This window comes from Methanosphaera sp. BMS, assembly GCF_003268005.1.
Classification (GTDB): domain Archaea; phylum Methanobacteriota; class Methanobacteria; order Methanobacteriales; family Methanobacteriaceae; genus Methanosphaera.
On record NZ_CP014213.1, the window covers coordinates 565,481 to 581,467 of the forward strand.

Annotated in this window: 11 protein-coding genes; 9 read left to right on the forward strand and 2 right to left on the reverse strand. The window is 33.8% G+C overall.

Annotated features, from left to right (window positions below):
- The first annotated feature begins 12 nt into the window (after positions 1–12).
- The 7 genes from AW729_RS01820 (at position 13) to idsA (ending at position 11,463) form a co-directional block, all read left to right on the forward strand.
- Complete coding sequence (locus AW729_RS01820) at positions 13–1,695, forward strand: MATE family efflux transporter (protein ID WP_162685729.1); 1,683 nt, start codon at positions 13–15, stop codon at positions 1,693–1,695.
- Between the two features lie 226 nt (positions 1,696–1,921).
- Positions 1,922–5,461 carry a DEAD/DEAH box helicase gene (locus tag AW729_RS01825; protein WP_112123481.1) on the forward strand — a complete coding sequence of 1,180 codons (3,540 nt, stop codon included), beginning with the start codon at positions 1,922–1,924 and terminating at the stop codon, positions 5,459–5,461.
- Positions 5,462–6,254: 793 nt separating this feature from the next.
- The gene (gene mvk, locus AW729_RS01830; protein ID WP_112123482.1) at positions 6,255–7,226 is read left to right on the forward strand and encodes a mevalonate kinase; all 972 of its coding nucleotides are present in this window, start codon (positions 6,255–6,257) and stop codon (positions 7,224–7,226) included.
- A 9-nt stretch (positions 7,227–7,235) separates the two neighbouring features.
- Positions 7,236–8,024: an isopentenyl phosphate kinase gene (locus tag AW729_RS01835; RefSeq protein ID WP_112123483.1), complete on the forward strand. Its 789-nt coding sequence runs from the start codon at positions 7,236–7,238 to the stop codon at positions 8,022–8,024.
- 52 nt (positions 8,025–8,076) lie between these two features.
- The gene (gene fni / locus AW729_RS01840; RefSeq protein WP_112123484.1) at positions 8,077–9,126 is read left to right on the forward strand and encodes a type 2 isopentenyl-diphosphate Delta-isomerase; all 1,050 of its coding nucleotides are present in this window, start codon (positions 8,077–8,079) and stop codon (positions 9,124–9,126) included.
- Between the two features lies 1 nt (position 9,127).
- Positions 9,128–10,471 (forward strand): RNase J family beta-CASP ribonuclease, encoded by a 1,344-nt coding sequence (locus tag AW729_RS01845; RefSeq protein WP_112123485.1) that lies wholly within the window; start codon positions 9,128–9,130, stop codon positions 10,469–10,471.
- Positions 10,472–10,476: 5 nt separating this feature from the next.
- Positions 10,477–11,463, forward strand: a complete 987-nt coding sequence (gene idsA / locus AW729_RS01850; protein ID WP_112123486.1) for a short chain isoprenyl diphosphate synthase IdsA — start codon at positions 10,477–10,479, stop codon at positions 11,461–11,463.
- Positions 11,464–11,607: 144 nt separating this feature from the next.
- Here the strand turns inward: idsA and AW729_RS01855 are convergent, their stop codons facing one another.
- Together AW729_RS01855 and AW729_RS01860 are read right to left on the reverse strand one after the other, a co-directional pair.
- On the reverse strand, positions 11,608–12,129 hold the full coding sequence (locus AW729_RS01855; RefSeq protein ID WP_112123487.1) for a transposase: 522 nt from the start codon (positions 12,127–12,129) through the stop codon (positions 11,608–11,610).
- Complete coding sequence (locus tag AW729_RS01860; protein WP_162685730.1) at positions 12,107–12,688, reverse strand: transposase; 582 nt, start codon at positions 12,686–12,688, stop codon at positions 12,107–12,109. Before AW729_RS01860 ends, AW729_RS01855 begins: the two co-directional genes overlap by 23 nt.
- Positions 12,689–13,685: 997 nt before the next feature.
- On the opposite strand from AW729_RS01860, the gene AW729_RS01865 reads away from it, so the two are divergent.
- Positions 13,686–15,005 carry an RNA-guided endonuclease TnpB family protein gene (locus AW729_RS01865; protein ID WP_112123489.1) on the forward strand — a complete coding sequence of 440 codons (1,320 nt, stop codon included), beginning with the start codon at positions 13,686–13,688 and terminating at the stop codon, positions 15,003–15,005.
- Positions 15,006–15,403: 398 nt separating this feature from the next.
- Positions 15,404–15,910 (forward strand): ferritin, encoded by a 507-nt coding sequence (locus AW729_RS01870; protein ID WP_112123490.1) that lies wholly within the window; start codon positions 15,404–15,406, stop codon positions 15,908–15,910.
- The last annotated feature ends 77 nt before the right edge of the window (positions 15,911–15,987 follow it).

Sequence of the window (15,987 nt, forward strand, 5' to 3'; positions counted from 1 at the left end):
GTGGTGAAAAACATGAATTTTAAAATAGCTGACAGTAAGTTTAAAGAATTATTATTGCCATCACTACTGATAGTCATGGCATTAAACATTAGTTCGGTAGTGGATTCATTCTTTTTAGGTACATTTATCGGACCTAATGCCGTAGCTGCAATAGAATTATTAGAACCATTGGTTTTATTGATGACAGTCTTTGAATGGTTATTTGGATTGGGTGGTCAAATATTATCATTGAATAAAAAATCCGAATTTGATGTTGACGGCAGCAACCGATACTTTACAATAGCAATCTTTTTGAGTTTTGTCGCCTCAGTCATAATGGCTATGGTTTGCATATTCTTTACGGATCCATTATCAAAGATATTAGGTGCATCCAGTGTTACAAAACCTTTGGTAATACAATATTTCACGTTCCTGTATGGATGTTTTATAGTGGCAACCGTATCTGGTGTAATAACTCAATATATTCGTGTAGACGGCATGCCAAACTTTGCATCAGTAGTTATTGTTGTAGCTAACGTAATAAACATCATATTGGATTATGTGTTCTTGTCATACTTTAAAATGGGCATGTCTTCAGCATCACTGGCATCCCTTATTGGATATACCGTTGCTCTTGCATTGTGTCTATATTACATCAGGTCTCCTAAAAGAACATTCAGATTTGTTCGTGCAGCATTTGAAATTAAGACCTTTCTTAAGTCCTCTTGGAAAATAATTAAAATAGGATTCCCGGGTGCAAGTGTAGGTATCTTCGATGTGATATTTGTATATGTTATAAACTTGTTCCTGGCAGCCACTTTGGGTGATGTAGGTTTAACCACTTACATGCTATGTGTGGACTTGCTGGTAATAGCAAGCATAGTTAATGTTGGGGTATCTGAAACACTGACTTCCATAGTTCCAATATACTATTCAAAACATGACTATGTGAATTTAAATCATCTGATTAGGACTTCACTCTTAATCAGTATAACCTGTGCGACAGCAATTATATTAATCATATGGATATGGCCTCAAGGATTCCTGGCAATGTATAACTTTAACCAGATTGAAATCGCAGATTTCGTCACACATGCTGTTAAGTTATATTCATTTTTCATACTATTGTCCATAGTGCCTAACATGTTGGTATTCTATTATGAGGCTATTGAAAGATCTGTCTTATCAACAGTGCTTTCACTGCTGTTTGCATTGGTCTTACCATTAGCTTCAGTTTATGGATTATATAATATTATGGGTTCGGATGGAATATGGATTGCTTTTTCAGTGGCATGTATTCTTTCAACTATCTTCATTGTAATAACCGTTAAGGTTATTCAAAGAAGGGAAGATAAATATGAGGGATTGTTCTTCATCGAAAAAGATTTGGTGCATAAAACCAAGAACTTTGTATTGACAAACAATGATATGGATGCAAGAAAAGAATGTATAAGTCACTTAAAAAGTTTAGATGCATCAGATGAGTTTTGTGTGAATGTTGAAAAGATTTTCAATGTTATCTTTGATACTAATGGGCCTGGTACCTACATGGAAATATTGGTTATAGATTATGATGACAACATCCACCTCGACATCAAATACGATGGAAATCTAGAGAATCTTGAACATATAAAAAATGTATTTCCTGAGGGAATGCTTAAATATGCTGAAATATTGGGCTTTAACAATATTGAGTATGTGATGGATAAGGTTTAATTACTTAATTCACCCCATTGTTTTCTTTTTTTTAAATATTCTTCTTTTTAACAGTTTTTAATATTCAATGAATAAAAAAACCTTTTTATGAAATTAAATATAATTAAGGACACCTGTTGATAAAATATTTCAAGTTTTGATTTTTCACTAAAATGGTAAAACATTTATTTCTAAAAATTCATATATAACTAAAAAGGGGTACAAAAAATATGGAGAATTTGATAATATGGAATATGGAGTCAGCAATTGGGGTAATGAATGGTTAAACGCCTTAAATGGTGTTGACTTGACCAACCGTTTGCCCCGCGGTAAAAGTTATGCAAATACAGGTAAGGTATATGATATAAAAATCGACGACAACAAGGTAACTTCCAAGGTTAAAGGAAGATACAGTGATCATTATGATACTCGGATAACATTCGACACATTTAACGACAAAGAAAAAGAGATAATCCTGGAAACAATCAAGCAATCACCTTCATTATTATCCGCATTGCTTAACCATCAATTGCCATTGGATCTTCATGAAATACTTCTTGAAAAGGGCGTCAATCCATTTCCAACATCCGTTGATGACATCCGTTGTCACTGCAGCTGCCCTGATTATGCCTATATCTGCAAGCACGTGGCAGGATTGCTCTACATGGTTACCCATGAGGTTGACAAGGATCCGTTTTTGGTTTTTAAGTTACAGGACTGTGACTTGCTTGATCTTCTTGACTATGACTCTACCAGCGACAATATCAAATCAATAGATGACCTATTTACATATACTGATAATCAGACAAGTATATTGAAGGATGATATTGACTTTTCATTGATTTCCGATTTGTCAAACAATATTTTAGCACTTCTTAAAGAAAAGCCATTGTTTTATGAAAAAGATTTTAAGGATATCTTTGAAAACCTCATCAAGACAAAATCCAGATATGCTAAACGGGAAATAGACAATTATCATAGAAACTTTTACGGATTCAATATATTCAACATTATAGAAGATCCATCCGATAAAAGACCAAAATACGAGGAGGACTATCCTGAATGGTTCGAACGACAGTTTATTGAAAAATGGAATAAGCCAAATCAATGGGAAGTCTTCAACATAGAAATCAATGACGAATATAATATCGACAGCATTTACACGGCAGGTCATAGTCCATTTGATGAGAATCCAACACTTGAATATTTATTATCATTCTTTGTGGAGTTATCAGAAAGTCCCATCGATAAGTATAATCAGGATATACAATTTTATCACCTGTTATATCAGTTTACAGTTGAACTTATTAAAAAGCATGCATTGACTCCCGAGTTATTTGTCAGTAACGGTCAATATCATATACGCTGGATTCCGGCTATATTTGACAAGACAATCAAAGAAGTGATTGACAAGCTGGTACAATTATGTCCATATGATCTATTGTATTATAATGATAAAAACCTATCTAAAACCGATCAGATATTGGCCATAGTAAGCTTATTTGCTGCGGCATTTGATGAATACTTCCTCAGGTGGGGTATCACTAAGAAACTGGAAAAGAATTGTCAATACAATGCATTTAACCTATTTTTGGGCAAACCCCAATACTTTGATAAGTTCTCCGAGCAGGGCTATGAAAAGCTTATTAATCAGTGGCTTTCAAGCTTTGTATTATCATATAGGGATTATGACTTGTATCTTGTCATAGAGGAGGAATTTGACAGGTATACAGTTGAAGTAAAGGTCAGCGTCGATGGTGGAGAAATGATTAACATCAATAGATTTATCGACCAATCAAAGAACACTAACTTAAAGCTTCAATTGATAAGCGATACCTATATCATCAATGAATTATTCCCCCAGGTCAATCAGTCAATTGATTTAAATGAAAACATGGAGCTTGATATTGATGAGTTCTCCGAATTCTTCCTAAATACGCTGCCACTATTTGAAGTAATAGGCATAACAATAATACTGCCTAAAAATCTTCAGAAGATATTCAGGCCAAAACTCAAACTGGACATTGCGGGAAGTAAAAATGAAAAAGGATACCTTAGATTCACAGACATTGTCAAATTCGACTGGAAGATACATATCGGTGAGAGCATATACGATATCAACGAATTCAAGAAAATGGCCGAAAAGTCACGTGGACTGGTAAAATTAAACAATCAATATGTAATACTGGATGAAGATGAGACAAAGAAACTAATCAAGGACATTGAAAAGTTACCGGAAAAACTCAACAAGCACGAATTAACCAAGGCACTATTATCCGGTGAATACAAGGACGCCGAAGTTGAAATTGATGAAAACCTAACAAGAATGCTCGATAACATAGGCAAATATGAAAAATGCGAAATACCGGACAGTGTCACTGCAAATCTAAGAAATTACCAGAAAAACGGTTATTCATGGCTGGTCCAGAACATCAACACGGGCTTCGGATCCATACTTGCCGATGATATGGGACTTGGTAAAACACTTCAAACGCTCACAGCAATACAACACTTCAAGGATGAAGGATACCTTGACAAACAAAAGGTACTTGTGGTAGCACCGACAAGCCTTTTGACCAATTGGCAGGAAGAAATCCGGAAATTCACGCCAGATTTGACATCATACATATTCCATGGAACTAAAAGAAAGTTTCCAAAACAGGAATATGACATCTACCTGACATCCTACGGCGTAATTAGAAAGGATGTCGAGAAGTTCAACAAAAAGAAATGGTTTATCACAATCATTGACGAGGCACAAAACATTAAAAACCCTGATACCAAGCAGACAAGGGCAGTCAAGAAGATAAAGGCCAAACATAAAATAGCACTATCCGGTACACCCGTAGAAAACAGGTTATCAGAGTACTGGAGCATATTTGACTTTATTAACAAGGGATATTTAAGCACATTAAAACAGTTTCGACAAAATTACATACTGCCAATAGAAAAGGAAAAAAATCACGACACGCTGGAAAACTTCAAACAAATCACACAGCCATTCATACTCAGAAGACTAAAAAGCGACAAGAATATCATTAAGGACTTGCCTGACAAGATAACCAATGACATATACTGTGACCTTTCAAAACAGCAGGTATCATTATACAAGGAAATACTTGACACATCAATGGATGAAGTTGATGCAAACGAGGGAATAAAGAGAAAAGGACTGGTACTTAAACTGATAACATCACTAAAGCAGGTATGTAATCATCCCTCACAATATAGCAAATCCAAAAGCTACAACGTCGATGACTCAGGTAAGATGCAGGCACTGATGAGCATCCTCGAAAACATACTGGAATCAAATGAAAAGGTACTGATATTCACACAGTATGTACAGATGGGCAGTATCATGAAAAAATTGGTGGAGGATAAGTTCAATGAGGAGGTACTCTTCCTGCATGGTTCGCTTTCACGTAAAAAACGTGACGAACTGGTCAAGAGATTCCAGAAAAACACTCAGAGCAAGATATTCATCATTTCACTTAAGGCCGGTGGTACGGGATTAAATCTGACAGCCGCCAGCAATGTCATACACTATGATTTATGGTGGAATCCCGCCGTTGAAAATCAGGCAACCGACAGGGCATATCGTATAGGACAAAAGGATAATGTAATGGTATACCGCTTTATAACGAAGGGTACCTTTGAGGAAAAAATCAACCAGATGATACATGACAAAAAGGAACTTGCCCAGTTAACCGTTGGTACAGGTGAACAGTTCATTACTGAAATGAATGATAAACAGTTAAGGGACATGTTCAAATTAAGAAAAACATAAACAAAACGGGATATTAATGCAGAAAAGCAATACTCACCATAGAAATTGTAAAGAAAATCCTGTAACAACACATTCTACCATAACAGACAACGATAAAGTCATTAGTAATGGCAAATGGTCTTAAAGATAAACCATAAAGAGTCCGGGACATTAGGCAAGATAATTATTCAAGTAGTTAACAATCAGGTAATGTTAACTACACACATGCTATAAGGATAACTTTTATAACATTACTTTTACGTTCATATCTGGTGATTACGACCGTTGGAGGATAGCATCTACATTGACGATATATCAATAAACTAATTTATGAAGGATTATCCTTCATTCTTTCTATCTTTTATATTTATTTCAAAATTTTCATGACAATATTTCGATATCATTTTTAAAATATTTTTATCAAATTTCCATTAAAATAGTAATCTTTATTAAATACCTTTTAAATATATAATATTAACAGATTCTCATTTGATAAATAATTGTATATTATTTATTTTTTCCATTATAGTATAAGCGTTTTCTATACTTTGAGAATCATTTAAGGGGTATCTATTATACTGGTTATGTATATTAGATAAGGTTTTGTATTTAGATTAAATAATTCATGTGTTATGGATATGAAAGAGAAAAGTATTCTATCATATGAACTTAATTTATTAAAAGGCTTTTTTTATATTCTCATTTAATGCTTTTTTAGTTAATATACAGGTATTTAACTGGAGATTATATTAAAAATATCTTTATTTAAACATCTACTTACATTACTTATTCCTATGACTATGGAGAGTAATTAATGAAGATTAAATCATTTGCACCAGGAAAAATAATATTATTCGGTGAACATTCAGTTGTACATAACAGGCCCGCCATTGCCGCAGCAATAAACAGGGGTGTTGATGTAGAGCTCACGCCAAGAAATGATAACATTGTTCATGTAATAGTACCGGCTATCGGCTATGACGAAAAACATGAATTAACTAATTCTCGATTAAATTACTTAATTGATAGTCATAAAAAGATGATTACTGACTACATTTATGAGGTTATTAACTTATTTGAATTTCAAAGCGGTTTTGACATCAAAGTGGATATCAACATGTACCTGGGCGTAGGTCTTGGCTCATCAGCGGCTGTAACGGTTTCAACACTTAAGGCCGTGTCAATGTATGCCGACAAGGACTACACCAAGGATGAACTGGCAGGTATTGCCCGTTCCATTGAAATTAAAATACAGGGAGCGGCCAGTCCCATAGACACATCCATGAGTACATATGGTGGTATAATATATATTGACAACGAATTTAACCTACATAGCGTAAACGTCAATATGAAGTTGCCATTAATAGTTCAAAACTGCCAGATAAGTGGTAATACAGGAAAATTAGTTGAATCTGTTAGACAAAAATATGAAAAATATCCTAACATTGTAGGAAAAATATTTGATGCAATGGAACAGATAGCAGTTGATGCAAAAAAGGCATTGGAAGAGGGTAACAATGAGCATTTAAGCAATTATATGAATCTCAATCAGGGATTGCTTGATTCAATCGGCGTAAATACTCTTGAATTGTCCGAGATGGTATACACCATTAGAAGTCATGGTGCAAAAGGATCCAAGCTTACTGGCAGTGGCGGTGGAGGATGTATTATAGCATTCTGTCCGGACAATATCGATGAGGTATATGATTCATTGGATGATAATTATCCAAAGTTCAAGTGTGAATTATCAACTGAAGGAGTAGAAGCATCAATTATCAAAGATTAAGGGTTTTATATGATAATACTTAAACTAGGTGGCAGTGCATTAACCATTAAGGATGCGGATAAGCCAACTATAGATGATGTTAACTTAGATAGAATAGCTACAGAAGTAGCAAGTTATAATCAGGATATGATTATAGTTCATGGTGCCGGGTCATTCGGACATATCCATGCCAGGAAGTATGCTATTGGTGATAGGATACTTGGTGATGATGACAAATCCAACAAGACTATGGGATTGTGTCTGACACAGGCATCAGTACAGCTATTGAATTATAAGGTAATAAGTAAACTGCACGAAAAGAATATCCCGGCTGTCGGGATAAAACCGTCAACATTTATTGTAAACAAGGATAAAAGAATAGATGAATGTGACACTAATCTAATAAGAAAATATCTTGATGACGGATTTGTACCGGTATTATATGGGGATGCCGTACTTGATAAGAATGATGAAATTAGATATTCCATATTATCAGGTGATCAGATTATAACATATCTGGCAAAAAAACTGAACACGGATCGTGTAATATTATCATCAGATGTCGATGGAATATATACAGACAATCCAAAGACAAATCCTGACGCTAAGTTAATTGATATAGTAACAAAAGACACGCCTTTGACAACAACCAGTAATGATAATCAGGCAGACGTTACTGGAGGTATGGCAGGTAAGATTAGAGAACTGCTGGAGTTAGCCGAATATGGCATTGAATCACAGATTATCAACGCTGAAAAGGAAGGTAATATAAAGCTAGCCGTATCCGGCAGACAAGTTAAAGGTACAATAATCAAATAATCATTTTTTTAATTTCATACTCAAATAAATAAACTAAAAAGGGAGGTAGTATATGATATCTGATAGAAAATTGGAACACTTGGAAATCTGTAAAAACTATGATGTCGAACATCACAGGACTACCGGATTTGAAGATGTGGAACTTGTTCACAGATCACTGCCGGAAGTCGATTTTGATGAAATTGATACAAGCATAGAATTTCTGGGTAAAAAATTGGATTCACCACTGATAATATCAGCAATAACCGGTGGACACTCAGCAAGCAAAGAAATAAATGAAAGTTTAGCTATTGCATCCGAGAAAACCAATATTGCTATGGGTGTAGGCAGCCAAAGAGCGGGAATAACAAATCCTGAACTGACAGATACATTCACTGTTGTTAGGGATATGGCACCACATGCAACTATCATAGGTAACATCGGAGCACCACAGGTTGAATATGCAGGCAGTGCAATTGACATGCTTGACTGTGACATACTGGCAATACACCTGAATCCATTACAGGAGATAATACAGCCTGAAGGGGATATAAACGCCAAGGGGTTTATTGATGACATAAAAGAGATAACGCAAACAGTCGATATTCCAATCATGGCAAAGGAAACAGGTGCCGGTATATCCAAAAAGGATGCACAGATACTTGAAAAAATAGGAATCGACGCTATAGACATTGAAGGTGTTGGTGGAACCAGCTGGTCGGCAGTTGAAACATACAGGGCAGAAAATCCTAACTTGGGAAACCTATTCTGGGATTGGGGTATAACCACGGCCGTAAGTACTGTAGAAGTAGTAGAAAGTACAGACCTGCCGGTAATATCATCCGGTGGTATACGAAACGGATTAGAGGCCGCCAAGGCAATAAGTCTTGGAGCCAGTGGTGTAGGTATGGCATTACCGTTTTTAAAGCATGCCTATAATGGACCTGAATATGTGGAAGAGAAAATCAATCAGTTTACCAATGAACTTAAAACGGCAATGTTTCTGGTAGGAGCAGAAAACATCAAACAATTACAGGAAAAAAGACTGATAATTACCGGAAAAACACGAGAAATATTAACAGAACTCGGTATAGACACTAAAAAATATGCAAGGAGGATATAATTTGACAATAGAAGTAATAGCAGTTGGAGGATATGAAGAGATAGGAAAGAATATGACTGCAGTAAAAGTAAACGATGACGTGGTCATATTTGATATGGGTATACACCTAGACAGATTACACATACATGAAGATACTGACATAGCAAGAATGCACAGTTTGGATTTAATCGAAAGAGGAGTAATCCCCGATGATACATTGATGCGTGATGTTGACGGAAAGGTACGTGCAATCGTATGTACACACGGTCACCTTGACCACATAGGTGCAATTGCAAAACTGGCACACAGATATGAGGCACCAATTATTGCAAGTCCATATACACTAGCATTAATCGAGAAAACCATCCAGGGCGAACGTAAATTCAAGGTAAACAATCCATTAAAGTCAGTTAACCCTGGTGAAAAAATACAGATATCACCAAATCTGACCCTGGAATTTGTAAGGACAACACACAGTATACCACACACAATAACAGCAGCATTACATACCCCTGAAGGAGTAATAATATATGCAAACGACTTCAAATTCGACAATCATCAGATGGTTTCACCACCACCTGACTATAGAAGATTCAGGGAATTAGGTAAAAAAGGAGTAAAGGTTGCAATACTTGATACAACCAACATCAAGGAAAAGCAGCAAAGCAAAACATACTCTGAAAGAATAGCAAGAGACTTACTCAAGGACGTTCTAAAAGGACCACTTGAAGAAAGAAAAGGATTGATTGTCACAACATTCTCCAGTCACATCGAAAGAATACAGGCAATAACAAAAATAGCTGAAAGAAGCAGAAGAAAAATCATGCTTCTGGGCAGATCAATGGAAAGATACTGTTCAATAGCAGAGTCAATGGGTATACTAAACCTGCCAAGAAACGTAAGCGTATACGGAAATTCAAAGTCCATCAACAAGGCATTGGCACGTGCTAATGAAAACAGGACAAAATACATGCTAATAGTAACGGGCCATCAGGGAGAACCTGATGCATTACTACCTAGAATAGCAGCCAATAAGACAAACTTTGAAATCAAACCGGGAGATAATGTAATATTCTCAGCTACCACAATTCCTAATCCTATAAACATAGCAAATAGGAATTTACTTGACAGACGTCTAAAAGAAAGAGGTGCAAGAATATATAATAATGTCCACGTATCCGGTCACGCCGGACCAGAGGATATGAGAGACTTTATTAGAATGCTGCAGCCACAACACTTGATACCGGCACACGGTGACTTAAGCCACCTTTCAGCATTCGTAGAATTAGCAGAAGAAGAAGGATATAAATTAGGAAATGATGTTCACATACTAAGAAATGGACAAGCACAAGTATTTAATAGGTGATTATAATGTCAGATGTAATGGAAATATTAAAAAAATATTCAGTAGATGTAGATAAAGAAATCGAATTAGCATTAAGTACACTAGAACCGGACACTTTAAAGGATTCATCAGCTCATCTAATTAAAGCCGGTGGAAAAAAATTCAGGCCTGCATTGGTTGTATTAAGCTGTCAGGCAGTCGGTGGTCAAACAGACAAGGCACTTAAGACAGCAGCTGCACTGGAATTAATCCATACTTTCAGTCTCATACATGATGACATAATGGATAATGATGATACACGTCGTGGCATGAAAGCCGTACATAAAATATGGGGAGAACCACTTGCAATACTCGCCGGAGACACATTATTTGCAAAGGCATATGAAACAATCATCAAAACAGCCGATGATAACATAGCATATGAAAGAGTTATAGATGCACTACGTGTACTGGTTGATTCATGCATTAAAATATGTGAAGGTCAAGCACTTGACATGGCATTTGAAGATACCTTCGAGGTAACCAAGGATGAATACATGAACATGATCTATAAGAAAACTGGTGCATTAATTACCGGTGCCACAACAGCAGGTGCAATAATCGGTGGAGCAACATCTGACCAAATCAAGGCATTAGATACCTATGGTAGAAAAATCGGCCTTGCATTCCAAATTCAGGATGACTACATAGACCTTACCGGTGATGAATCAATCGGTAAACCAGTAGGCAGTGACCTGGTAGAGGGTAAAAAAACATTAATGGTTGTATTTGCATTAGAAAAAGCAAATCAGGAAGACCATGACAGATTAATTGAATTACTTGAAGCTAACGATGAAAGCATTATCCCGGAAGCTATGTCAATACTTGAAAAATATGATGCAATCAACTATGCTCGTAGCGTAGCATATGATTGTGTAATTGAAGCTAAGGAAGCATTAATGTTCTTACCTGACACTGATGCCAAGGATGCACTCAACAAGTTAGCAGACTTTGTATTTACAAGAAATGCATAAACTTCTATTATCCCCTCCTCTTCTTTTAAATATTTTTTTATGAAATTTCTCACAATATTGCAATTACTACAATATTTTATCTATTTATTTATTGACAGAGTACTTGACATAATTATATTTTTTTATGGTTTGTTAATACTTTTTTTATTTTATTGTAGCTATGAGTTCTGTTTCGAATAATGTTGATAGTTTTTCTAGGAAGTTGTCTATTTCTGTTATTTCGTTGAGTATGTTGTGTTTTATGTTGTATAATCTTTTTATGTTGTGTGATAGTGCACATAAGTTCATTATGTTTTCTGTTTGTTGTATTCCATGTGTTCTTAGGTTGTTGTAGTTGTAGAATATTTTTAATATTCCAAATGGTGCTTCGACTGTGTTTCCTCTTTTTTTGTATTCGTTTTGTGCTTCTTTTGTGTCCATGTATTGTTTTATTTTTAGTGTATTTTCGTTTGTGAATTCGGATATTATTTTGTGGCTGCTTTTGGTGCATTTTTGTAGTGATGGGCAGTTTTTACATGCTTTGTAGTTTATGTATTTGTGTTCTATTCTGTTGGGTTTGCCTTCTTTTTGGGTTGGTCGTTCATATTGGTATTTGAAGTATAATGTTTGTTTTTCTGGGTAGGTGTATGTGTCTTCTTTGTAATTATATTGGAAAAGGGTCTTTATGGTAAGGGTTGGTGCTTATTTTGCCTTGTTCTTTTCGTGTTTGTTTTTTATCTGGTATTATTGGTGTTATTCCTTTTTTATGTAAATATTCAATTGATGTGGCGTTATGGTATCCTGTATCTGCACTTATCATATTGGGGTCTTGTTTTATGTTTTTTATTGTTTTTTTTACTATTTCTGGTAGTTTATCATGGTTTGTGGGGTTTTGTGTGATGTTAACAGTGCATATTAGCTTTGTGGTGGTGTCTACGGTTGATTGTATGTTGTATGATATTTGACTTTGTCCATCCTTATTTTGCATCCAATGGGCTTCTATATCATTAACAGGTATTGTATCTTGTCCAGACATTGTTAATTGTGTATTCATTTCATATAATAATTCTATTTTTTCTTCGCATCCTATATCTTCTTTTTCAATGAATCTTTTTGCTGGTTTTCTAAGTTTATTTAACTCTTCAGCCGATAAAAAGTCTCCTTCATAATATTTAATTAATATTTCTATATTATCTTTATGTATAACATTGAAACGATTGTTATCTGCTTTTTTTAATACTTCCATTAACTGATACATGATTAAAATCTGTTAAATTAATCTTATTAGCAAAAATAAGCGAACATCCTAATAATATTTTAAAATAGGCTCCATATTTTTGAATTAATCTTCGAATGGTTCTACTAGGTGGTTTAATATCTCTTGAAACATAACGATAGATTTGATGAAACTTGGCCATTTCAGTTAACATTTCAATACTAGTTACGCCCCTATAAAAACCATAATATTACTAATTTAAATATTTCACGAGGAGGATATGAAGGACAATCAGGCAATCCTTCCACTTCATCAAGATTCAAAACATGATAAAACATATCAACAAACTGTACAAGAAAACGAGAATAATCCTCCTCTGGAATTCTTTCATCTAATCTAGTATAGACAAAACGAGTCTGAATATTATCAATAACTTTCTTAACTATAAATAAACACTAAAATATTTTTAAAACTCTATATAAATTTATATAATAACTAGTTTTTAAATATTACGGATAATAGAAGAATAATAAAGCCTATAAAAAATAAATAATGAATTTTAATAAAAATAAAGTTAAATGAATGAAAAAATAAAATAGAAAATCAAAAAGAAATTAAAAAGGATCTTAAAAAAAAGTAATACTAAAAAATTCAAAAAAAAATAGTTTTGTCAAATTCTCGTTTTATAAAAAAAGAAAATTATAACTGGAGTGTTGGCATAAATTATGTTTTTTCACTTTTGAGTAATACTTTTATACACTTACTAATTTATTAGCATCTGTTTTAGTTAAAATTTAAAATAATTATATTATTATTACTTATCATGACTCCCCTTTGAATACTTATCAGATGCTCGCATTTTATTTATATAGTATCTATGAATAATATAATAATATAATCATGTAATATGTTATGTCTTTATAATGGGGGACTGTTATGAATGTTTATCATTAAACATTTAATTGTTAGATATTATGTGATTATGTTTATTCAGTGATTATAGGGGAGGTGAACTAAGATAGGTATTATGTCAGATGAAAATGTTTTATTAACTCAAAGTATTCTTATTCGTGGTCTTACCATGAAACAATATAATGTTTTGGTGGATATTTCCTTGAAACTTAACTTTTTGAGAAATTGTGCGGTGGAAAAGACGCCATTTGTTAAATCTACTGATAAAAAGCATTTTAAGAAAATAAATTTTAAATCAATAATTAGCAAGGTCAAAGAGGAATTTAAGATGGATTATTCTTTTGTTCAGGCTCATTTAGCTAATGCTGCTGTAAAGAAGCATGTTGAATCATTCAATGGTTATGTTGAGTTGAAAAATAAAAAAATTGATGGTGAATATGATCGAAAGGTTAATCCGCCTAAAAAACATGAGAATTATCGATTACATAACATTATAATTCCGAAAGAATCTATTACTTCTTCTAAAAAGAAGCTAAGGGAGGGTTTTATAGAATTACCCTTAAGTAGGGAGTATAAGAAACTTTTGGAATCAAAGAATTGTAGACCTAGAATAAAAATTCCTGAGAATATACGAGATAAAAAGATTATTCAAGTGGAAATTATTCCTATAAATAATGGAAAGATGTTTAAGGCAAATTTCACTTATGAAGCTGAAAAAGAGCCATTGGATTTGGATAAGGATAAGATTATGGGTATTGATCCTGGTGTAAATAATTTTGCAACAATTGTTACAACCGAAGGGCCTCCATGTATCGTGGACGGGAGAAAATTAAAAAATCAAATATACTTCAAATGTAAGAAAACAGCACACTACCAATCAATACTTAATAAACAAGGACGTAAAACATCCAATAGAATCCAAAAAATAAACCAAAAATTCAAAAACATACAAGACAACTTCCTCAACCAAACAGTAAACTTCATCATAAAAAAATGCAAAGAACAAGATGTAGGTACAATTGTGCTTGGATACAACAATAATTTCCAGCACAAGACCAATATGGGAAAAAAACAAAACCAAATATTTTCACACATAGCATTCAAACAATTCAAACAAAAACTAGAAACACGATGCCAAATACACGAAATAGACCTTATAATACAGGAAGAATCATACACAAGCCAAAGCAGCTTCCTAGATGAAGATATACTACCAGAATACCAAGAAAAAGATGATGAAAAAGAGGAGGATAAAGTTAAATATGAATTTAAGGGCAATAGAACAAAACGTGGATTATACGAAACACAAAAAGGAAAAATTATTAACGCAGATGTAAACGCTGCAGCCAATATTATAAGAAAATGTAAGCATAGGTTCAATTTTGAGCTATTGTGTAAGTGGGTCCAGACTACTCCAAGTAAAATCAAATTATAACCAAGACATCCAGATATATAATAGATGCGGTATAAAAAAAATGTTTATCCCTTATTGTCATTATTGTTATTATCATATGTTTGTCGTTATTTGATTTGAACAAAGGCAAAAGAGAGTTCTCCATGCAGTATGATTATTTCTGGGTTTTAAATCTTTTATAATAAAAGAAAGAAAGGTTGTACTGTTTATTGTTTACTTGCTTTAAGGTGAAAAAATGGTTGTATTATAAAATATATGTTTATGGAAGTTTTTTTTTTCTTCTTGACTTATATGAGTAATACTTTTTTTTGTTTTAAAATACTTTTGGCCAAGTCTCTGACATTATAAATAACATAAAAGTATTTTACCAACTTACACTATACTTATATTAACAATAAAATATAGGAGAAAAGATAAATATGTTAGATGCAAAAATGGAACAAGCATTAAATGATCAATTAAACGCTGAAATGGCTTCAGGATACTTATACCTATCCATGGCAACTTACTTTGAAGATAAAGACTTACCTGGTTTTGGACATTCTCTAAGACTCCACGCCGAAGAAGAATTGGAACATGCAATGAGATTCTATGATTACATTTTAAGAAAAGGTGGAAGTGTAAAATTACAGGCAATCGAACAACCACAATATGAATGGGACTCTGTAGTAGCTGTATATGAACATATCCAGGAACATGAAGAACTCGTTACATCATTAATCCACAACCTTGTAGATTTAAGTTATGAACTTAAGGATCATGCAACCAACCAATTCCTCTTATGGTTTGTAGAAGAACAGGTTGAAGAAGAAGAACTGGCTGCCGAAGATTTAAGAAAAGTCAGAATGTCTGCTAATTCAACAGAATTACTATACTTACTAGATAAGGAATATGGTGAAGAAACTGATGAGGAAGAAGAAGAATAACTCTTCATCAATACCTTTTTATTAATCTCCAAATTACTTTACTTTTACAAAATTTTATTAACGATAAACGCCAATGT

What these genes read in the sequence shown, in the direction of transcription:
- AW729_RS01820 (WP_162685729.1), top strand. Translation starts at nt 13, where the DNA reads ATGAATTTTAAAATAGCTGACAGTAAGTTTAAAGAATTATTATTGCCA.
- AW729_RS01825 (WP_112123481.1), top strand. Translation starts at nt 1,922, where the DNA reads ATGGAATATGGAGTCAGCAATTGGGGTAATGAATGGTTAAACGCCTTA.
- mvk (WP_112123482.1), top strand. Translation starts at nt 6,255, where the DNA reads ATGAAGATTAAATCATTTGCACCAGGAAAAATAATATTATTCGGTGAA.
- AW729_RS01835 (WP_112123483.1), top strand. Translation starts at nt 7,236, where the DNA reads ATGATAATACTTAAACTAGGTGGCAGTGCATTAACCATTAAGGATGCG.
- fni (WP_112123484.1), top strand. Translation starts at nt 8,077, where the DNA reads ATGATATCTGATAGAAAATTGGAACACTTGGAAATCTGTAAAAACTAT.
- idsA (WP_112123486.1), top strand. Translation starts at nt 10,477, where the DNA reads ATGTCAGATGTAATGGAAATATTAAAAAAATATTCAGTAGATGTAGAT.
- AW729_RS01860 (WP_162685730.1), bottom strand. Translation starts at nt 12,688, where the DNA reads ATGGAAGTATTAAAAAAAGCAGATAACAATCGTTTCAATGTTATACAT.
- AW729_RS01865 (WP_112123489.1), top strand. Translation starts at nt 13,686, where the DNA reads ATGTCAGATGAAAATGTTTTATTAACTCAAAGTATTCTTATTCGTGGT.
- AW729_RS01870 (WP_112123490.1), top strand. Translation starts at nt 15,404, where the DNA reads ATGTTAGATGCAAAAATGGAACAAGCATTAAATGATCAATTAAACGCT.